The following is an 18,021-nucleotide window of genomic DNA, read 5'->3' on the forward strand; positions in this document are numbered from 1 at the left end:
AAACCCCGGGTCCGAAGACCCAGGGTATCTGTCGGGATAGCGGGATTTGAACCCACGACCTCCTCGTCCCGAACGAGGCGCGCTACCAACCTGCGCCATATCCCGTATTCACTTCTCATTGCCGTGCTTGGCAACGAATAAAACAATATCCGGTCCCAGGGTGCCGCGCAAATCGAGACGGCCCGATTCGACCCAAAGTGAGCAAGCACACGTTTGTAGGGTGATTATCGGGGAGCCGCCGGCGGTGCCGATAGGATCGCCCTATGGCATTGACCCGCGCCCTCATCACCGACGCCGCCCTGGCGATCCTCACCGAGTTCGGCCTGGGCGATCTGTCCATGCGCAGACTGGCCCGCGACCTGGGCGTGCAACCCTCGGCACTGTACTGGCACGTGAAGAACAAACAGGACGTGTTCGTCCTGCTGGCCGAACGCATGTCCGCACAGGTCGATTCCCTGCAGGGTGGTTCGCGACAGGGCGGCCCGAACACCGAGACGCAGACCGGGATCGCCGAGGCGCTCGCGGCATTGCGCACGGTGTTGCTGCGCTACCGCGACGGTGCGGAGATCTTCACTGTCGCCTACGCTCAGGCCGGCACCGAGGTCCTGCCCGGCACACTGACCGCAGCGGCGGCAGCCGCGGACCGGACCGGCGAGGTCGACGCGTGGATCGGCTATGTGCTGGGGCTGACCGCGATCGAACAGAATCGGGACCTGCTGGCCCGGCTGGACACAGGGCCCGGTTCGGCTGCGCGCGCAGCGGCGAGGAACTCCTCGCCGCTCGGAACGCCCAGCGCCGAGGAGGTCTTCGCCGCCGGACTGCAGAGGCTGGTCGGCACCGCCTCCGAGGCCTGACTCCGCTTTTGGCGGTCCACCACACCTGTGGCATACTTGGTTTCCGTTGGGCCTATAGCTCAGTTGGCTAGAGCACCTCGTTTACACCGAGGGGGTCGGGGGTTCAAGTCCCTCTGGGCCCACCCAGTAATTCCGGGGCTGGCGGCGGTTCGCCGCCGTTGGGCGCGGATGTGAATGGCGCAGAAATGGCGCAAAGGGCGCACTTCCAAGCTCCTCTCATCCGCGGCATTTATAGTATAAATATGATGTACGGAGAGGTTATGCCAGGCGGACGCCCGAAGGTCACTGAGGTCTCCCCCGAGTGGGAGAAGCACCTGAAGGTAGTGCGTAACCTCCACGCGCAGTACATGGACGCGGACCTTTTAGCCGACACAGTGAAGTCCATGATCGCTGAAGACAACGGGATCAAGCCTTCCAGCGTCACCCGGGCGAAATACCCGGAATATGCGAAAATTGCGAAGCGGCGGGAACGGATTGCCGACGACCGCGCAGCCGCCATGCAGGCCGCGGTGGATGCGGGTGTGTCCATGTACCGGATCGCCAAGGAATGCGGGTTCAAATCCGGGTCTGCACACGTCGCCAATGTCCTGAAGGGCCGGGCCCGCACTCGGGCGCGCCACGCTCAGCAGTCATCCGAGGAGTTCCCGGACGAGGGCTGACGGTTCCTCAGCCAGGTGGGCGTAGCGTTGCGTCGTCGTGACGGACCGGTGCCCGAGCATCTTCCCGACCTCCAACAGGGGGACGCCGCCCTGCACCAGCCATGACGCAAACGTATGGCGGAGGTCGTGAATCCTGAACGGCTCCACTCCCGCCGCCTCCGTGGCGCGGGTGAGAGCCAGGCGGAACGATTTGGCTGCCAGGCGGCCGCCGCCCGGGCCGGTGAAGATCGGGGACGTGTGCGGCAACTCCTCCATGATCCACTCCGGGACGGGGACCGTGCGCGGCTTCTTGCTCTTCGGGTAGGGCTTAACCTGTCTGGTCTGCCTAACCCACGTCTTGCTGACCCGTACCGTCTTCCGTCGGGGGTCTATGTCGGACCAATCAAGCGCCACCAGCTCACCCCATCGGAGGCCCGTGTACGCCAGGGTGTAGACCACTATGGCGCGCTGCTGCTCCAGCTGGCTCGCCACCGCCTGCACCTCCTCGCGGGTGAGGTATCGTTCGTTGTCTTCTTCTCCCCCGCCGATGGCGATGTTGGTGGCGGGGTTCATGTCGATGTGTCCCGCGCGGACGGCCGCGGTCATGCTGGAGGAAAGCACGTTGAGGATGCGCGCGACAGTCTTGGGTCGTAGCGGTTGGAGGCTGGTTGCGGCCTTGCCTTCGCGCAGCTGAGTCACCCACTGCTGGACGTCGTGGGGGCCGATGGATACCAGGCGGGCTTTCCCCCATTTGGGGCGGATATGCCGCGCGATGAACTGCTTGTCGGCCCGGGCGGTGGCGTCTTCGACCACGCGGGTCTTCAGCCATTCGTCGCACCAGGCGCTCCAGGTGAGTTTGCTGTCTCCGGTCTCCCAACCGCGCCTACGGGCTGTGGCCTCTTGGAGGGTGGCCGCGCGTATTGCGGCCTCTTTGTGGGGCCAGGGGCCGCCCCTGGCGGTGTGGAGGTTGCCGAGGGCGTCACGGTAGCGGGCGGACCAGCGGCCGGAGGTTGTGCGGCGGGCGTAGGCCATTAGGATGCCCGGTCTTCGAGGTCGCGGATGCGGCGGCGGAGTTCGTCTAGGAGGACGTCTGAGGGTATGGCTGAGAGGCCGCGGGAGGGTGGGCCGGTGAGGTCGTCGGGTCGGAGGTATCCGGCGGCTACGAGGGCTTCCGCGCGGCTGGCTCCGTAGGCGTCTGCGAAGGCGATGACGGATTCGACGCTGGGGGTGACGGTTCGCCATTTGGACACGGTGACGTATGAGCGGCCGGTGGTCCGCGCTATGTCTGCGTTGCTGGCTCCGCCGCTGGTTTCTCGCATCCAGTTTGTCCAAGTCACCCCGCCATTGTACTTAGCGCGGACACTAAGACCTATACGCGCCCGCCCGCAGCTTCTCCCTAATAACTACGGGTGTGGGGGCGGTTGCGCATGACGTTTGCGTTAGTGTTTACGCTAATATAGACTTAGCGTAAACACTAAGAACGGAGGTGAAAAACACATGCGTTACCGGATGCAGCTCAACCGCGAGGCCTTCAACGCCTTGCGCGAATCCCGCCGGTGGAGGACTCAAGAGGAGGCCGCCAAGGCGATGGGGATCAACCCAACAACCCTCAGCAACGCCCTCACTGGCCGCGTTGGCGTTGGCGCGGACTTCATCGGCAAGGTCTCCGCTCAGTTCCCCGGCCTCCCCATCGACCGCCTGGTCACCGTGGTCTCCGACCTGGAGGAGGCGGCATGATCAGCCCCGAAAAAACGAATGGCCCCCTGTCCTACCAGGAGGCCACCCAGACCCCGAAAGGATCGAAATGAACACCCCCAGCATACCAACCGCAACACCAGCCACGGCCCCTGATTCTTTGCCCTCACCGACGCATAACCCGCAGGTTACGGTGCAGCGCCTGGCGTTCGATCAGCTCGCCATGATCGCTGAAGAAGCCGGGTTCACCCTCCCGGCCGCGGACCCGAAGAACTACCCCACCCTGTACGCGCTGGGCATGAGCCTGTCGGCCACCACGCGGGCCCTCCCCTACCCAGAGGAGCCGGAACTGCCAATCAGCGGGGATGCCGTCGCCCGACTGCGCGCGGCCGCCGCCCTCACCGCAGGGGCGCGGGCATGAACCCGGCCAAGACCTACCGCGCCCGACGGGCGTTCGGCCTGTGGGCCCCGATGGTTCTGGCCGGGGCCGCGGCCACCTGGTATCTGGCAGTCCACGCGGGCCCCAGCAACATCGTCGTTCTCCCCGCCGTCACCGTCCTGGCCGTCGGCGCAGTCATGTGTTGGAAGGAGGCGACCGGCCGTGGATCGGATCGCTGAGTGGAATGAGGAATGCGCCTACGAAGAGGCCCTGGACGCTCTGGATGAGCGGGCGGACTTCGACGCTTGGGCCGATGAGTACGCGGACGCGGAAAGGGAGTGGCGGCAATGACCGACGAACTCATGACCGTGCAGGAGGCGGCCGCGTTCACGAAGTTCTCCGAACGCACGCTGCAACGCCTGTTCCAGCAGCAGGTGATCGACGCCCGCCAGCCCACCGGCCCGGGCGGGCAATGGAGGGTCTGGCGGGCGGACCTGGAGGACTGGGTTAACGGCGGCCGAGGAATGCCCCAATGACTGCCAGCACCACGTCCCGTTCGGACCGGGTTAGCAGGTTCACGTCGCGCGGCAGTTCCGATGCGAAGTCCCCGTGGTATTCGTGCCCGGCGGCTTCCATCACCTCATCGACCGGGAGTTTCAGGACCGCGGCCAGCGCTTCGATCCGTTCAGCGGTGAGGTTGATCTGGTTGACGCGGACCTTGTTGATCGTCGTCGCGGAAATGTCGATTCCGCGTTTCGCGGCTTCCAGCCCGGCTTGGCGTCCGGACCAGCCGAGTTCCTGTAATCGCGCTTCAACGAGAGCGCTCAGTGATTCAAATTTTGTCTTACCCACACCACTAGTTTAGGAGGCCGCTATGGCTCTTATCACGACAACTCCGGCTGATATGGCAACTCACTGCCAACTAGTAGCCAATGTCAAGTCGAACACACCGGAGTGGGAGGCGGAACGGAACAAGTCACTGGGCTGTTCCGACATGTCCGCCGTGCTCGGATTGAACCCCTGGGCGGACCAGCATTCCGTCTGGATGCAGAAGGTCATGGGAGTCAAGACCGCGCACACGTGGCGGTTCGACGTCGGGCACGCGCTGGAGCCCGTCGTGCGGGGAATCTTCCAGGAGGAGACCGGCCTACAGGTCGATGAGTGCGGGATGCTCCGGTCGATCCCGAACCCGTGGCTGCACTACAGCCCGGATGGGTTGATCGGGGATGATGCGCTGTTCGAGGCGAAGACAACATCGTGGCACCTGGAGGACGATTGGGCGGATGACCAGGTAGCCGACCATGCCGAGGTGCAGGTGCAGGCCGCTATGGCGGTCACCGGTCGGTCTCGGGCGTATGTGGCGGCGATGATCGACGGGAATCCTGACCGGTTCCATATCCGTGTGGTGGAGCGGGATGACGCGTTCATCGAGGACATGTTGACGGTGGCCGAGTTTTTCTGGACCGAGTACGTGCAGAAGAGCGTGGAGCCGCCGTTGACGGGGGCGTCGCTCGGGTGGGCGAAGGAGACCTGGACCCGCCCGGACCCGGAGGACATTGCGGACATTGGTGACGACGGCCTGCAGCTGTTGGAGGACATGCAGGCCGCGAAGCAGGCGGAGAAGGCTGCGGCGAAGATTGCGGCGGACCGGGAGGCGCAGTTGCGGGCCCTGGTGGGTGACCGTGGAGTGATCATGCAAGGCGACAGGAAGTTGGGCACGCTGAAGCGGGTTGTGTCTCACCGGCTGGATGAGGCGCTGATGGTCGAAGACGGCCTGGACCCGGCGAAGTACAAGAAGGAATCCGCCTACACCCGTTTTTTCTGGGCGGCTAAGAAGAAGACGGCCTGAGGGCCAAGAAGGGAACCATCATGGGAAATCACTTGAAGGAGCGGATGCAGTCCGCCAACGCGGACCTGTTGCAGCCGGGCGAACAGAAGCCGGTCGTGGACCAGCGGGACGGCGCTGAGAGGGAGATTGCGTCCATGCAGTCTCAGCTTGCCGCGCTGATGCCGGACGGTGGGAATGCCAGGCAGATTGTCGCGGACGCTATCCAGTTGTTCCGCGCGAACCCGAAGCTGCGGCAGTGTGACCCCGTGACCGTGCTGGGCGGTCTCGTCACAATGGCGCAGTTGAACCTCCGCCCGGGCGTTGGGGGCATGGGTTGGTTGATCCCGATGAACGTGTGGAAGCGCGGCATGGTCGCGCAGCTCATCATCGGTTACCAGGGATACCTGGAGTTGGCCCGCCGGTCCCCCGCGCTGGGTGACGTGCAGGTGATAGACATTTGCGAGCACGACGACCTGCGGTTCTCCTACGACTACGACCGGTTGGAGCACCGTGTGGACTGGCAGAATCCGGGCCGCCTGTTGGGCTGGTACACGGTCGTGAAGCTGACCAACGGGACCGTGACGGTGAACCGGCCGTGGACCGTGCAGCAGATGGAAGACCACCGGGACAGGTTCGCTATGGCGAAGAAGCGGGACGGCAGCGTGGTGGGCCCGTGGCGGGACAACTTCGAGGCTATGGCCCGCAAGACGATGATCCTCCAGGCGCTCAAGTACGCGCCCAAGTCGTTCGACCTCCAGCAGGGCTTGTACGCCGACAGTGGGGTGCGGTCGAACACGGAAATGGGGTCGGACGTGTTTGCTGCGGTGGAGCATCCGGAGTTGGAGCAGCAGCCGGTTGAGGGGGTGATTCAGGATGGTGAAGCGGTCGCAGATCAGCCTGGACAGCCTGGCTGAGGTTGAGCATTTCACCGCCTACACGGACCTGGATTTGGCGGAGGTGGCCGCGGCCCTGGGGTTCACCCGGGACACGCTGGTGACGTACCTGCGTGAGGCAGGGCGTACGGATTTGACGGGCCGACTAGCGGCCCGTCTGGAATCGCCGGGCTCAGTCCGGCAAGGGAGGATAGCAGTATGACGAATCGGATGGAGATTCACGGCTGGTTGGGCAGCGACCCGGCGGTGAAGACCCGGGAGGACGGGCAGCAGTTCGTCGTGTTCTCGGTGAACGACACGAAGGGCCACCGGGGCAATGACGGGCAGTTCGTCAAGACGAAGCAGCAGTGGGTGTCGTGCGTGATCGGGCAGGAGGACATGGACCGGTACCGGGGCCAGCTGTGGAAGGGCCGGGAGGTGACCGTGTACGGGAACGGGTATGTGAACCCGTACATGACGAAGGAGGGTGCGGCGGCTGCTGACCTTCAGGTGTCGGTGTGGGCTATCCAGTATCACCGGGAACGCCAGCAGGGCGGCCAGGGTGGCGGGTACGGCGGCAATCCGGGTGGGGGTAACCAATCCTCCGGCCAGGGCTTCCAGGGCGGCCAGAATCCCAACCAGCAGGGCGGAGACTCCTGGGACAGCCAGCAGGCGCAGGGCGCGCAGTGGGGCCAGAACCCGAATCAGGCCGCTCAGGGTGGCGGCCAGCAGTCGGGCGGGTGGGGAAATCCCACCGGTGAAGAACCGCCGTTCTAGGGTTGTTCTTGCGTCGGGCTTGGCAGTATGTCAGGCCCGGCGCGTGACCCGCGGGTTACGCACTACTAGGCTAAAATCAAAGGAGGCCCCGGGGCAGGAACCCCGGGGCCTCACACCAACACCAGTTGAAAGGAATGGTTGGATATGTCGATCATATCAGCATCCGCCGCCAGCATGGCAGCACTGCACCTGGAGGTGATTCCCAGGTGAGTATTGTTCGGAACCGCCTGGCGCGAGAAGCGCAGTTCACGATGATCCCCAACGAGTTCCTGAGGGACACGCGCATCAGTAACGGAGCCCGCGGCCTGTTGGCGCAGATCATGTCCCATCGGGAGGGCTGGAGACTGTCCGTGGAGTCGTTGCAAGCGGCCACGAAGGAGGGCCGCGATGCCGTGCGGACGCAGCTCCGACAGCTGGAGGAAGCCGGGTATCTGGTCCGGGTTCAGCGCCTAGATTCCGGGAGGAAGTTCGCGGGGATGGACTACCACCTGACTGACCCATTCACCGGTGACGGTCACACCGGTGTCGGGAAACCCGTTGACGGGTTCTCCAATGACGGGCAACCCGCGACTAAGAAGACTATGTTCTTAGAAGACCAGGTTGAAGAAGAACATGGGGAAGAAAACCAACGTGACGCTAACGCGTCACAACCGGCGGCTACGCCGCCGTGCGTGCGCGCGAGCGACCCCGGCCCGGCCGATGACGCTGGAGAGCTGTTCAACCTGCAACCGGCCAAACGGAAGTCCACGCCGAAGGGCGGATACCCGGAGGAGTTTGAAGCCTGGTGGAAGGTCTACCCGAAGAAGGCCGACAAGCGGGCCGCGCTGAAGGCTTGGCGGGCAGCTCGGGAACGCACCAACCCCAGCACGCTCATGGCTGCGGCCGCCGCCTACCGTGACGACCCCAACCGCCGTCCCCAGTTCACGAAGAATCCCGCAACCTGGCTCAACGCCGACGCCTGGGAGAACGAAGCCCTCCCCGACCGCACCCCCGAATCCACGGCGCACGCTCAACGGCAGGCCCGGATGAGTGAGAACCTGGCCGTGTTGCAGCGGGCGATGGACCGCGATGCGGCGCAGGGCGCGCAGGTGTCGGACACGGTGGGGAGGCTGCTGGGACGATGACGCTCACCGAAATGACCGCGCTGCTCACGTACATGTCCGTGATCGACAACCGTTCCAACACCGACGATGCGGCCGCCGCTTGGCACCAGGTGATCGGAGACCTGCCGCTGGAGGATTGCAAGGCCGCGGTGGATGCGTTCCGGCGGGAGTCCGCGGACTGGATTCAGCCCGCCCACATTGCCCGCGGAGTCGAAGCGCTGCAGAAGCGCCGCATGAACGACGCTCTGGGGTTGACGGGGAGCCTGCACCTGACTGCCGCGGATGAGGATGCGCCGGACCTGGGCCGGTCCGCGCGGAAGCGGATCATTGCCGGGGCCCGGGCGGGGACGTTGAACCGTCGGGCATACCAGGCGTATCTGGACTCCAACCTGTCGTTTGCGGAGTTCGCTCAGTCGTGGCCGTCCCGTCAGGTGACCTCGCGGTGACGCGTAACCCGTGCGTTACGCACCCCGGGGCTCGCCGTAGGCGGGCTATCGGCCCGAATCCACCCAACTACCCACTCAACAATTTCTAGGCCCGCCTAGGGCCGTTTACGGAAGGAAACCGATCATGGCACAGAATCGCTGCAACGAATGCAAGAAAACCTGGAGCGGCCCCGATGCCCGGCACTGCCTGTTCTGCCACGAGACGTTCAGCTCGGAATTATCCGGCAACGCCCACCGCAAACGCCTGTCCCCCGAGGGCTTCTGCTGCACGACCGAGGGCCTGGTCTGGAACGCGAAGCGGGCCATGTGGCAGATGCCCGGCACCTGGACCCCGGAGGAGGCGGCATGAACCGCCGGATGACCCTGGCCACCATGCCCCTACTCACCCCGGCGGCACTGGAAGCCCTCCCGGCCGCGTTCCGGGAACGTGAGCACATGCTGGCCCGCGTCCGGCACGAGGACCGGGAAGCCCGCCGTTCCCGGCCGGAACCCCCGCAGCCCGCCACGGAGAACGAACTGCTCCGCCTGGAAATGGCCGTGTCCGACGCCCAGGCCCGCCTGGCGGCCGCACGGGCCGGAGTGGACCCGGACGCCGACGCCCACCTGTACCTGCTCGAAGCCGAACCGGCATGAAGCCCCCGGCCCGGGATCGGTACCTCAGGTGCGCTTGCGGTACGTCGCGGCAATCCTGCTCCATCCTCACCCGGGACCGCGGCCGCCCCTGCTGTACCGACTGCAATCACGAACCGCACGACAAGGAGAAGTGACCATGACCGCACAACTCGACCTCTTCACCGACACGACTGGATCACCGTTCGATGCGATCCGCCGGACCCGCCCGGACGGCACCGAATACTGGTCCGCCCGCGACCTCATGCCCTTGCTGGGATACGGGGCCGATTGGAGGAATTTCGCTGCGGCGATCAGCCGCGCGAGAATGACCGCTCAGAACCAGGGCCAACGCCCGGAAGACCTTTTCGGTGACGCCACCGAAAAGACCGGAGGCCGCCCGCGGGAGGACTTCCACCTAGTCCGGTTCGCCGCCTACCTGGTGGCGATGAACGGTGACCCGCGCAAGCCGGAGGTCGCCGCCGCTCAAGCATATTTCGCGGTGAAGACGCGCGAGGCGGAAGTGACCCCGCCCGCCCGGGAACTCACGGAAGACGAGATCGTCCACCAGGCCCTCCAAATCTCCGCACGTAAGGTCCGCGCGTTGGAGGCCACCGTGGAGGAACAACGCCCGAAAGTCGCGGCCTGGGACCACATCGTGAACAGCGCAGGGTCGTGGTCCTACGAGGAAGCCGCCAAGGTCATGTTCGATAAGAACATCTGCCGTGTCGGGCAGAAGCGCCTGGTGCAGAAGCTGGTGGATTGGAACTACCTGTATCGGGACTCCAAGGGCCGTCCGCACGCCCGGCAGGAGTACGTTAACCAAGGATTGTTCAAGCCGAAGGCGCGCGTGTACACGGACCAGAAAACCGGGGAAGTTCGAGAGTCGTCCGCGCCTCAGGTTCGGATCACCGGGAAGGGCCTGGACCTGATATTCCGACGGTTCCGGGAGGAAGCGGGCCAGTGACTCCCCCGCGGTTTGCCTTCACCATGCCAGTGAAGGAGACGCTGAACGCGAACGGCCGCCTGCACTGGCGGGCGGCCGTGACCCGGAAGCAGCTCATTGCGCAGCTCACCGCGGTGTCCGCGCGGGGCCTGAAGCCGGTTGGTCGGGCGACGGTGGTGTGTGGCGTGGTGAAGGCGACTCGGCAAGCGTATGACGCGCAAAATATGCAACCCTCCCTGAAGGCTGTGGTTGACCAGTTGGTGCGGATGGGTGTGCTGGATGAGGATTCCAACCGGTTCGTGACGGGCCCGCTGATCGTCCCGGCAGGGGTGGATCGGGGGCTCGCAGCGCGGGGCCCTGTGCCTCAGCGGCTCCGGTTCGAGGTGTCGCTGCTGCCGTACCTGGATGCGGAGGAGATTGTTTCCCGGCTGGCTTTGCCCTAGCCGTGCAATGTGTTATAGTATAAATATGAGCACGGGGGATGAGCCCCCGGCCAACCGATAGAAAGGCTCCAAGCCATGATCACCCTGAACGAACTCGCAACCCAGCTCGGAACCGTCGAAGAATCCGGCATCACCACCCCCGTCCGCTGGGACCACATCGCAGACTTCGACCAGACCCTCAACGCCACCGACGGCGGAGACACCGAAATCAGCGAAGACGACGCCGCCGCAATCCGCGAAGCCTGGACCAACTGACGCATAACCCGTTCGTTACACCCCGCGCCCACCCCGGGCGCGGGCACCCCAACCAAGAAAGGCGCACCATGACCACCGTGAAAGTCCCCGTACACGAAATCGGAGAAGGCCACCTAGGCCGCCACGTCACCCTCGAAACCGAGGAAGGCGAGAAGTCCGGAATCCTCGCCGCCGTCCTCATCGGCCAGTTCCCCGGCCAACCCCGCCCCCTCTACTCGCTCACCATCCTGGGAGAAGAAGCATTCGAGGGTGGCCCGGAGAGCATCAACATCCACCTGGACACCCTGACCGCACCCGACAGGGACATGACCGCGATGATCAGCCTGGAACGGCACCCGGCATGGTCGTGAACAGACAGACGGTGTTCGAGCGGGACGGCCGCCAGTGCCCGCATTGCGGCACCGGCTCCAACCTCAGCATCCAACACAGGCGGGGCCGAGGGATGGGAGGAGCGAAGGGCCTGGACGGCCCGGAGAACACCATCCTGCTGTGCTGGGAGTTCAACACCGCAATCGAATCCGACCCGGCCGCCGCCGACCTGGCCCGCCGCAACGGCTGGAAGATCGACAGGTTCGACCCCCGGCCCGCGGAAACCATCCCCGTCCTCGCCTGGGACGGCTGGAGGCTCCTCAACCCTGACGGCACCTACACGCTCTACACCCCGCCCGGCTATCAGCCGACCGGGTACGAGCGGCGGAAGGAGAACGCGGATGCGGATCGACCCTGAACACCGCCGAACCCTGTTCCGCTCCCCGGGCACGTTCCTCGGCGCAACCGTGGCCCGGGAACGCGGGAAAGCCTCCAGGATCACCTCGACAATCTGGACGTTCGGCTACATGTTCGGCGTGGCCGTGGCCGCTGCACTCGACCGCTACTGGCAAGGCGGCCGGTTCTGGAACAACCTCACCATCGTTCTGGCCCTGGCGGTCGGATACGCGGCTGCGCAACTTCTTGCTGAACGCATCACCCGGGACATGCTCTTGCAGGCCCGCGAACAAGGCCGGTGGGACATGCTCACCGGCTGCGAAGACCTCACCCCCACTGAACGGAGAAACCACAATGACTAACACCACCACCCCGCGCGTGGACCTGGCCGAACTCTGCCTGGCAGCCAACCAGGCATCCCGCGAAAAAGGCTTCTGGGACCGGGACCGCGAAGGCGCGCAGACCCAGCAGGAACAACACAACGAAGTCGGCATGAAGCTGGCCCTGGTCCATTCGGAACTGTCCGAGGCGCTGGAAGAACTCCGGTCCGGCAACGCAATGGATCACGTGTATCACCGCGAGGACGGGAAGCCGGAGGGATTCCTCCCGGAGATCGCGGACGTCATCATCCGCCTGGCCGACCTGGTGGGCAAGTACGGGCTGGAGACCGCCCTGGCCCAGCAGATCGGAGCCAAGCTGGCATACAACACGTCCCGCCCGCCGAAACACGGGAGGGAGTTCTGATGCCCGATTGGATCGTGCTGGCGGTGTCGCTGGCAGCAATGGGGGCCGCCGCCCTGGCCGCCCTGTTCTGGACGAAGTGAAGGAGACCGTCATGGGAATATTCGATCCGACCCCGGGGAAACCCTACGGGGCCTGCAAGACCTGCCGCCAGACCCTCCAGACGCGCGAGGCCGCTGACGAACACCTGTACGGGAATCTGGGCCACCGCATCCGGATAATGAACCCGACTCGCCAGCAGCGGATCGAACGGGGGCTGGAAACGGAAGTGATCATCGCTATCGCCCAGTTCACCCCTCCCATCGAAAAGCTGATCCAAGCGGGGCAGTGCACCCGGCAGGAGGCCGTGGACGCGCTTGAGGAACACCCGGAGTTCCAAGAGGCGGTGAGCAATGGCGAGTGACCTGCGCGGGGCCGTGTGGAGGTCGGAGTTCCTGAAGTCTTCGCGCCCGTGGATCGCGGATACGGGGCAGATCAGGCGTGGAATGCTCCTTCCGCCTCTGGAACCAACAAGGATCCAGAAGACCACCCGCCACCGGACTCATGCGGAGGCCCTGGCGGCTGTCTGCCAACTACTGAAGGAGGCGGCATGAGCCTGTTCACGTACGGCAGGGCCCACAACTGGTTCGCTTGGCATCCCGTGCGGGAGCGGGATACGTACCGGCTGGTGTGGTTGCGGGTAATGATCCGCCGCAGGGTGTTTGCGGATGTTCCAGGAGCGCCCGAGTGGTGGCAGTACCAAGACAAGCCGAAGGAGGCCAACCGTGGTGGCTGCTAGGCGGAGTGACCTGTGTGCGAACGGCTATCACGATGCGTGCCCGCAGGCGTACCGGATCGTGAAGGGTCAATTGAGCGCGAGTTGAAGAAGAAGTATCGACCGAATGAGGTGTCTGGAATATGACTGACGTGATCGCGGAGACGCTGGCAAGACACCAGTTCTCCGAATTGAACCGTGACTGGAAAAGCTGGACCTGCAATTGCAAGGCGAGAGTTTCGACTGCCTATCGAGCCAGGATCGCCCACCAAGCGGAGGCGGTGCGTGCCGCGCTGATGGGAGACGAGGCTGTGGAGCGGGTAGAGCGGGCACTAGATGAGCACCGCGTGGTGTCCGATGAGTGGGACCTGGAAACCGTGGCCGAGAGCGTCTTGGCCGCGCTGATCGGGGGCGACCGTGACGCCGTTTGATTGCCGGGTGACGGTCCCGAACGCTCGGGCCGTTGACTATGACGAGGAAACCGAGAGGTTCCTGGTTCACTCCCCACTATTCTACGGGGGCTCATGGATCGACAAGAACGATGTGAAGGAGAACGAGGGATGAGCTACACGAAAGAGGACTTCGCCCGGGCGAGGTTCGCGGTTATGGAGACCGAGGAAGCCGGGGAGGTTCTGCTAACCCGCGACCCTGATCCTGGGGTGAAATACCGGTGGCTAACAGCAAGCGGTGGTGCGTTTACGGATGCCGAAATGGCGGAGGGCCGATGCTATCCCGTGGTGGAGGCGGACCTGGTGATGAAGCGGCAGGCGCAGGCGTGGCTTGAGGTGCTGGACCACCCGGCCATGACCAACCTGGGGCGGGGTACGGGCATCGAGGGCGTGAAGCGTCGCCTGGACGAGCTGCAGGCCAACCAGCAGAAGCCGTTGCCGGAGGACTGGGAGCGGGCTGTTAACGCAGAGGCGCTCCTACGGCACGGTAGTGTAAACGCGGTAGCCAGAGTCGCATTTAGAAAAGGTGCCGAGTGGGCTCTGACCCGGTACAGCCAGCAGCCCGCCGACCTGGACCTGACGGAGTACCTACAGCAGGTCTGGGAGCGGGCGGAGCTGACCGAGGATGCGCCACCGCGCAAGGGCGATCTGGTGATTGATCGTTTGGAGCCTCGCGGATTCCACACGAGGTTTGCGGATTCCGATTGGCCGTCATCCAGCCGCCAGACCCGCGTGTACCGGCGTGCCCCGCAGAGGTCCAAGGAAGACGAGGCCCGGTATCAGAATCTTAAGGAAGCGCTGGACTCCTTCCCCGGCTGGAAGTCGTACACGACCGACGAGCTGGCCGACCACCTGGTGAGGGCGGTCAACGCATGAGCTGGTACCACGGCGGTATCCCCGGCCTGAAGCCCGGAGACCTGATTGAGCCCGGCCATGAACGCAAGCAGCATGACGGGTGCCCCTGGTGCGAGGCCCGCGCCCAGGGGGAGGCGTTCAATGGGATGGACGGACCCAGCCTGCACCCGGACCGCGTGTATGCGTCGTGCTCCCGCCTGTATGCCCGATTCCATGCCAGCCTGTACGGCCACGGTGACCTATACCGCGTGGAACCCATAGGCGTCTGGCGGGCGTCCCAGGAGGATTCCATGCCGTCGATTACCGCGCCTGCCTTCCAGGTGGCCGCGGTGTTGGACCGGGCTGTGGAGTTGACGATGACGGAACGCCGCCGCCTCACCCGCGAATGGCGGGAAGCAGACCGGGCCGCGGGCCTCACCGAACCACCGTTCGCATACCTGGAGGAATACAAGACGCTGGGACTGAGGCCCAGCTGAAAGGAGAACCCCGCATGGACGACTTCACCGGCCACGCTGAACGGTTCCTGACCGCCTACCCGAACCACTACGAGTACAGGCGCATCCTGAAGCACTGGGCTCACTGGTGCGCCGGGCGCGGTCTGGACCCGCTGGCAGTGTCCACGCTCGACATTGAAGCGTGGTCGGCGGAGGAGCGGGCGCGCGGCTGCGCACCATCCACGGTTGGCCGCGCGCTGGGGTGCCTCAGGTCGTTCTACGCCTGGGCGTACCGCTCCCGAGTCACCGCCGATGACCCGGGAGCGCACGTTCGAGTCCACCGCCGCCTACCGGTTACCGGGCGGGATTGGCTATCGGCCGGCGAACTCACCGCCTGGCTGGATACCGCCCGGGACGCCGACAGCATGGTGTATGCGGCGGGCTGCATGTTCGCGCTCAACGGCCTCCGCCGGGGTGACGCCCTCCAGTCCCAGCTGGAGGACGTGACCGTGACCGCGGGCGTTCCCGTGATCGTCCTGCCCGGCCGAAAAGCCTCCCGCGCGGACCGCCTGGCCCTGGCACCGCGGACCGTCGCCGCAATCCGGCTGCACGCTCAGGGGCGGGACGAGGGGCCGATCCTGATGGGCCTGCGCGGCCCGGTCACGGTGGATGAACTCTACTCCCGGATGGACGTCGTAACGAGAGCGGCGGGCACCGGCCGGACCGTGCGCCCCCACATGCTGAGGCACACGTTCGTCACCCTGTCGCAGGAGGCGGGAATCTCAGCGCGGGACACGGCGGCCAGCGCGGGATGGGTGTCAACCGCTCCCCTGTCCACCTACGACCGCGGCTGGAGGTCCGTCAAGAACGGTGCCGCGCCACGCCTCGACGCATGGCTGGAAACCCTGGTCGACCACCCTGCCTGAAAACCCGTCGAAATCGGCCGCTTGCCCAGTGAATAGCTGGGTCGACAGGTCCGCGAAAACGCCGCCCTCCACCCTGTCCGGGGTGGAGGGCGGCACTATGTGAGGAGACGACAATTCGAGGAGTGGCAGCATGGCTATTGAGTACGGGTTTGTGACGGGCAGGGCAGTCCGCCCGAACGGGGAGGATCGGGACGGGGACAGTCTCCCGGACCCGACCCCAGCGGCGGGGCATGTCCTGTTCACGCCGGTGGTGCCGTCCGCGCAACTGGCCATGCCGCCGGTGACGGTCGTGCGGGATTCCATCGTCTGCCCCTACGACCCCACGACGGGCGTTCTGCTGGGCGGGGACGGCCGGGCTGGCGTGTGGCTCATGGTCGGCCTGTACGACGTGGAGTTCCGCATGACGGACGGGACCGTACCGGGATTCCGTATCCGCGTGGAGGCGAAGCACACGGCCGCAGACCCGCTGCAACTTCCGTTGGCCGCACCCATTGAGCCCACGCCGGAGTTCAAGCCGGTCGTGAACGAACAGGTGTACCTGGATACGTTGGCCGCGCGGGATGATGCCCGCCGGGCCGCGGACCGGGCTGAGGCGGCCTATGTGAACGTGGACGGCGCCGCTCAGGCGGCGGCCCGCGCGGAGGCTGCGGCCGATACTGCCAAAGCGGAGGCGGATGGAGCGCGGGCTGCGCGCACGGCAGCTGAGACGGCGCAGGCCGCCGCCGATGAGGCTGTGGCGCAGACGGGCGCGGACCGGCAGGCTGTGGGCCAAGCGCGCACGGACGCGGCCGCCGCCGCAACTATGGCCCGAACGAACGCGGAAGACGCCGCTGAAAGCGCCGAACGGTCGGAGACCGCCGCCGGTACGGCCACCGGTTCCCGGGATGCGGCCGGGGAATCCGCTACCGCAGCAGGGCAGGCAGCCGTGGCGGCGCAAGACCATTCCGCGTCCGCCGGTACCGCGCGCACCGCCGCTGAGACCGCGGCCGTGCAGGCGCAGAAGGTGGCGACGGCGGCCGCTGGTTCGGCGGATGAGGCGGGAAGCAGCGCGGAGACGGCGGCGGGGGCTGCAACTACCGCGGGCACGGCAGCGGGCCGCGCTGAGACCGCGCAGGGGAAGGCGGAGACGGCCGGGAACGATGCCGCCACCCAGGCGGGTGCCGCAGGGAAAGCGCGCACTGCCGCGGAGGCTGCGGCCGGGTCTGCCGCTACTGCTCAGGCGGCCGCAGAGACCGCGAAGACCGGAGCCGAAGACGCCCGGGCCGGGGCTGAGTCCGCCGCCGACACCGCGGGGACGGCCAAGACGCAGGCGGAGACCGCGCGTGCCCAGGCGCAGACGGCGAAGGAGGGCGCTGACACGGCGAAGTCCGGGGCCGATACCGCCAAGGCGGCCGCGGAGACTGCGCGCACGGGATCGGAGGCCGCGCGGGATGCTGCGGTGAAGGCGCGACAGGGCGCGGAGGCCGCGCAAGCAGCCGCGGAGGCTGCGACGTTGGCCCTGGGGACGCTGGAGCAGTTGGAGGCCGGGACGGACACGGAGCCGCGCGTGTGGTCGGCGGACGTGCTGGCGGCGTTCATGCGGGGGTTGGTGGCAGGGGAATGATTTTGCCTCCCCGCGTGCATTCTGTTATAGTATAACTATCAACACCAAGGGGGACGGCCCCCGGAAAGGAAACACCATGAACGACCACACCGGCATGGACCTAGACGAACTGATCGGCGTCATGAACGTCAAGGCCTACAACATGGGCAAGGCATTCGCCGCCGGAAACGACGACCTGGCAGACCAGCTCTCCGCGGAAGTCTCCAGCATGGAAGCGGAACTGAAGCGCCGCTTCGCAACCCGCAACTGACGCATACCCCACCCGTCATGCCCCGGGCCTCGCGCCCGGGGCACCGAAAGGAATCAGCCATGAACCTCAACACCTACATCGCCCCCGTCACCCACCGCATCGCCCAACTGGTCAACAGCACGCCCGGCAACCTGGCCCTTAACCTCAACATCGAAGGCGACGTCATCAGCGTCGAAGACACCACGGCCGGATTCGTTCCCCCGCGCCCCGCAGGAACGTTCCTGCACATCCAGGGCCGCCGGAACACCATCTGGGGCCCCGCCAGCCTCCGTCTGGTCCAGGACTGGATCGACGCCGAACACCACGCCCTTGACCTCGAACAAGATGGCGAAGACCGCGCCCTTGCACGCGTCTCCTTCCTGGAAATTCTCGACCTGGAACGCCGCAAAGCTGCCGCCTGACCCTCCCGAATACTCACGGCCCGGCCCGCCAATGCCCGGGCCCCACCCGAAAGGACCA

At 65.7% G+C, this 18,021-nt stretch carries 34 protein-coding genes and 2 tRNA genes; 31 read left to right on the plus strand and 5 right to left on the minus strand.

The features are described 5' to 3' along the window. Nucleotides 1-31: 31 nt before the first annotated feature. Nucleotides 32-105 (minus strand) — tRNA-Pro (locus NQ034_RS02280). A gap of 158 nt (nt 106-263) precedes the next feature. On the opposite strand from NQ034_RS02280, the gene NQ034_RS02285 reads away from it, so the two are divergent. The 3 genes from NQ034_RS02285 (at nt 264) to NQ034_RS02295 (ending at nt 1,513) form a co-directional block, all read left to right on the plus strand. After that, nucleotides 264-854, plus strand: a complete 591-nt coding sequence (locus NQ034_RS02285; protein WP_257046782.1) for a TetR family transcriptional regulator — start codon at nt 264-266, stop codon at nt 852-854. Between the two features lie 48 nt (nt 855-902). Then, nucleotides 903-976 (plus strand) — tRNA-Val (locus NQ034_RS02290). Nucleotides 977-1,096: 120 nt separating this feature from the next. Next, nucleotides 1,097-1,513 (plus strand): hypothetical protein, encoded by a 417-nt coding sequence (locus NQ034_RS02295; RefSeq protein ID WP_257046783.1) that lies wholly within the window; start codon nt 1,097-1,099, stop codon nt 1,511-1,513. Here the strand turns inward: NQ034_RS02295 and NQ034_RS02300 are convergent. Together NQ034_RS02300 and NQ034_RS16340 are read right to left on the minus strand one after the other, a co-directional pair. After that, nucleotides 1,484-2,305, minus strand: coding sequence for a tyrosine-type recombinase/integrase (locus tag NQ034_RS02300; protein ID WP_257046784.1), 822 nt, complete (start codon nt 2,303-2,305; stop codon nt 1,484-1,486). The two genes, NQ034_RS02295 and NQ034_RS02300, sit on opposite strands and share 30 nt — an antisense overlap. 218 nt (nt 2,306-2,523) lie before the next feature. Further along, nucleotides 2,524-2,829, minus strand: coding sequence for a hypothetical protein (locus tag NQ034_RS16340; RefSeq protein ID WP_257046785.1), 306 nt, complete (start codon nt 2,827-2,829; stop codon nt 2,524-2,526). Nucleotides 2,830-2,989: 160 nt separating this feature from the next. Here NQ034_RS16340 and NQ034_RS02310 point away from each other — a divergent pair, with 160 nt between their 5' ends. From NQ034_RS02310 to NQ034_RS02330, 5 genes are all read left to right on the plus strand, one after another. Then, the gene (locus NQ034_RS02310; protein WP_257046786.1) at nt 2,990-3,229 is read left to right on the plus strand and encodes a helix-turn-helix domain-containing protein; all 240 of its coding nucleotides are present in this window, start codon (nt 2,990-2,992) and stop codon (nt 3,227-3,229) included. A 181-nt stretch (nt 3,230-3,410) separates the two neighbouring features. Further along, nucleotides 3,411-3,608, plus strand: coding sequence for a hypothetical protein (locus NQ034_RS02315; RefSeq protein ID WP_257046787.1), 198 nt, complete (start codon nt 3,411-3,413; stop codon nt 3,606-3,608). Next, complete coding sequence (locus NQ034_RS02320; RefSeq protein ID WP_257046788.1) at nt 3,605-3,805, plus strand: hypothetical protein; 201 nt, start codon at nt 3,605-3,607, stop codon at nt 3,803-3,805. Before NQ034_RS02315 ends, NQ034_RS02320 begins: the two co-directional genes overlap by 4 nt. After that, the gene (locus NQ034_RS02325; protein ID WP_257046789.1) at nt 3,789-3,917 is read left to right on the plus strand and encodes a hypothetical protein; all 129 of its coding nucleotides are present in this window, start codon (nt 3,789-3,791) and stop codon (nt 3,915-3,917) included. The genes NQ034_RS02320 and NQ034_RS02325 overlap by 17 nt, the downstream gene beginning before the upstream one ends. Beyond that, nucleotides 3,914-4,102 carry a helix-turn-helix domain-containing protein gene (locus NQ034_RS02330; protein WP_257046790.1) on the plus strand — a complete coding sequence of 63 codons (189 nt, stop codon included), beginning with the start codon at nt 3,914-3,916 and terminating at the stop codon, nt 4,100-4,102. The genes NQ034_RS02325 and NQ034_RS02330 overlap by 4 nt, the downstream gene beginning before the upstream one ends. Here the strand turns inward: NQ034_RS02330 and NQ034_RS02335 are convergent. Further along, nucleotides 4,074-4,418 carry a helix-turn-helix domain-containing protein gene (locus NQ034_RS02335; RefSeq protein WP_257046791.1) on the minus strand — a complete coding sequence of 115 codons (345 nt, stop codon included), beginning with the start codon at nt 4,416-4,418 and terminating at the stop codon, nt 4,074-4,076. The genes NQ034_RS02330 and NQ034_RS02335 overlap by 29 nt on opposite strands. Before the next feature lie 22 nt (nt 4,419-4,440). On the opposite strand from NQ034_RS02335, the gene NQ034_RS02340 reads away from it, so the two are divergent. From NQ034_RS02340 to NQ034_RS02350, 3 genes are all read left to right on the plus strand, one after another. Beyond that, entirely contained in the window at nt 4,441-5,415 is a 975-nt protein-coding gene (locus NQ034_RS02340) for a YqaJ viral recombinase family nuclease (protein ID WP_257046793.1), read from the plus strand. A 20-nt stretch (nt 5,416-5,435) separates the two neighbouring features. Continuing rightward, nucleotides 5,436-6,308, plus strand: coding sequence for a recombinase RecT (locus NQ034_RS02345; protein WP_257046794.1), 873 nt, complete (start codon nt 5,436-5,438; stop codon nt 6,306-6,308). A 177-nt stretch (nt 6,309-6,485) separates the two neighbouring features. Then, on the plus strand, nt 6,486-7,043 hold the full coding sequence (locus tag NQ034_RS02350; RefSeq protein WP_257046795.1) for a single-stranded DNA-binding protein: 558 nt from the start codon (nt 6,486-6,488) through the stop codon (nt 7,041-7,043). A 110-nt stretch (nt 7,044-7,153) separates the two neighbouring features. Here NQ034_RS02350 and NQ034_RS02355 read toward each other — a convergent pair whose 3' ends face one another. After that, entirely contained in the window at nt 7,154-7,372 is a 219-nt protein-coding gene (locus NQ034_RS02355; protein WP_257046796.1) for a hypothetical protein, read from the minus strand. Here NQ034_RS02355 and NQ034_RS16555 point away from each other — a divergent pair. The 20 genes from NQ034_RS16555 (at nt 7,364) to NQ034_RS02455 (ending at nt 17,963) form a co-directional block, all read left to right on the plus strand. After that, nucleotides 7,364-8,167, plus strand: a complete 804-nt coding sequence (locus NQ034_RS16555) for an LvrA C-terminal domain-related protein (protein ID WP_507148550.1) — start codon at nt 7,364-7,366, stop codon at nt 8,165-8,167. The genes NQ034_RS02355 and NQ034_RS16555 overlap by 9 nt on opposite strands. Then, on the plus strand, nt 8,164-8,592 hold the full coding sequence (locus NQ034_RS02365; protein WP_257046798.1) for a hypothetical protein: 429 nt from the start codon (nt 8,164-8,166) through the stop codon (nt 8,590-8,592). The genes NQ034_RS16555 and NQ034_RS02365 overlap by 4 nt, the downstream gene beginning before the upstream one ends. A gap of 124 nt (nt 8,593-8,716) precedes the next feature. Then, nucleotides 8,717-8,941: an FDXHR family putative zinc-binding protein gene (locus tag NQ034_RS02370; RefSeq protein ID WP_257046799.1), complete on the plus strand. Its 225-nt coding sequence runs from the start codon at nt 8,717-8,719 to the stop codon at nt 8,939-8,941. Next, a complete protein-coding gene (locus NQ034_RS02375; protein ID WP_257046800.1) occupies nt 8,938-9,225 on the plus strand; it encodes a hypothetical protein in 288 nt (95 codons plus the stop codon). The genes NQ034_RS02370 and NQ034_RS02375 overlap by 4 nt, the downstream gene beginning before the upstream one ends. A gap of 136 nt (nt 9,226-9,361) precedes the next feature. Beyond that, entirely contained in the window at nt 9,362-10,168 is an 807-nt protein-coding gene (locus NQ034_RS02380) for a phage antirepressor KilAC domain-containing protein (RefSeq protein ID WP_257046923.1), read from the plus strand. 29 nt (nt 10,169-10,197) lie between these two features. Then, nucleotides 10,198-10,590, plus strand: a complete 393-nt coding sequence (locus NQ034_RS02385) for a hypothetical protein (RefSeq protein WP_257046801.1) — start codon at nt 10,198-10,200, stop codon at nt 10,588-10,590. A 75-nt stretch (nt 10,591-10,665) separates the two neighbouring features. After that, nucleotides 10,666-10,845, plus strand: a complete 180-nt coding sequence (locus NQ034_RS02390) for a hypothetical protein (RefSeq protein ID WP_257046802.1) — start codon at nt 10,666-10,668, stop codon at nt 10,843-10,845. 68 nt (nt 10,846-10,913) lie between these two features. Further along, entirely contained in the window at nt 10,914-11,195 is a 282-nt protein-coding gene (locus tag NQ034_RS02395) for a hypothetical protein (protein WP_257046803.1), read from the plus strand. Between the two features lie 92 nt (nt 11,196-11,287). Continuing rightward, the gene (locus NQ034_RS02400; RefSeq protein WP_257046804.1) at nt 11,288-11,572 is read left to right on the plus strand and encodes a peptidase associated/transthyretin-like domain-containing protein; all 285 of its coding nucleotides are present in this window, start codon (nt 11,288-11,290) and stop codon (nt 11,570-11,572) included. After that, a complete protein-coding gene (locus NQ034_RS02405) occupies nt 11,556-11,912 on the plus strand; it encodes a hypothetical protein (RefSeq protein ID WP_257046806.1) in 357 nt (118 codons plus the stop codon). The genes NQ034_RS02400 and NQ034_RS02405 overlap by 17 nt, the downstream gene beginning before the upstream one ends. Next, nucleotides 11,905-12,294 (plus strand): nucleoside triphosphate pyrophosphohydrolase family protein, encoded by a 390-nt coding sequence (locus tag NQ034_RS02410; protein ID WP_257046807.1) that lies wholly within the window; start codon nt 11,905-11,907, stop codon nt 12,292-12,294. The genes NQ034_RS02405 and NQ034_RS02410 overlap by 8 nt, the downstream gene beginning before the upstream one ends. A 91-nt stretch (nt 12,295-12,385) precedes the next feature. Then, nucleotides 12,386-12,694: a hypothetical protein gene (locus tag NQ034_RS02415; protein WP_257046808.1), complete on the plus strand. Its 309-nt coding sequence runs from the start codon at nt 12,386-12,388 to the stop codon at nt 12,692-12,694. Nucleotides 12,695-12,880: 186 nt separating this feature from the next. Continuing rightward, nucleotides 12,881-13,069 carry a hypothetical protein gene (locus NQ034_RS02420; RefSeq protein ID WP_257046809.1) on the plus strand — a complete coding sequence of 63 codons (189 nt, stop codon included), beginning with the start codon at nt 12,881-12,883 and terminating at the stop codon, nt 13,067-13,069. A gap of 119 nt (nt 13,070-13,188) precedes the next feature. Then, nucleotides 13,189-13,476: a hypothetical protein gene (locus NQ034_RS02425; protein ID WP_257046810.1), complete on the plus strand. Its 288-nt coding sequence runs from the start codon at nt 13,189-13,191 to the stop codon at nt 13,474-13,476. 129 nt (nt 13,477-13,605) lie between these two features. Further along, entirely contained in the window at nt 13,606-14,370 is a 765-nt protein-coding gene (locus tag NQ034_RS02430; protein WP_257046812.1) for a hypothetical protein, read from the plus strand. Beyond that, nucleotides 14,367-14,825, plus strand: a complete 459-nt coding sequence (locus NQ034_RS02435) for a hypothetical protein (RefSeq protein ID WP_257046813.1) — start codon at nt 14,367-14,369, stop codon at nt 14,823-14,825. Before NQ034_RS02430 ends, NQ034_RS02435 begins: the two co-directional genes overlap by 4 nt. 14 nt (nt 14,826-14,839) lie before the next feature. Next, nucleotides 14,840-15,709 carry a tyrosine-type recombinase/integrase gene (locus tag NQ034_RS02440; protein ID WP_257046814.1) on the plus strand — a complete coding sequence of 290 codons (870 nt, stop codon included), beginning with the start codon at nt 14,840-14,842 and terminating at the stop codon, nt 15,707-15,709. A gap of 130 nt (nt 15,710-15,839) precedes the next feature. Then, nucleotides 15,840-17,312, plus strand: a complete 1,473-nt coding sequence (locus NQ034_RS02445) for a hypothetical protein (RefSeq protein ID WP_257046815.1) — start codon at nt 15,840-15,842, stop codon at nt 17,310-17,312. Between the two features lie 76 nt (nt 17,313-17,388). Beyond that, complete coding sequence (locus NQ034_RS02450) at nt 17,389-17,562, plus strand: hypothetical protein (protein WP_257046816.1); 174 nt, start codon at nt 17,389-17,391, stop codon at nt 17,560-17,562. Between the two features lie 59 nt (nt 17,563-17,621). Continuing rightward, nucleotides 17,622-17,963, plus strand: a complete 342-nt coding sequence (locus NQ034_RS02455; protein ID WP_257046817.1) for a hypothetical protein — start codon at nt 17,622-17,624, stop codon at nt 17,961-17,963. Nucleotides 17,964-18,021: the final 58 nt, after the last annotated feature.

Source organism: Brevibacterium moorei (assembly GCF_024580735.1).
Classification (GTDB): Bacteria; Actinomycetota; Actinomycetes; order Actinomycetales; family Brevibacteriaceae; genus Brevibacterium; species Brevibacterium moorei.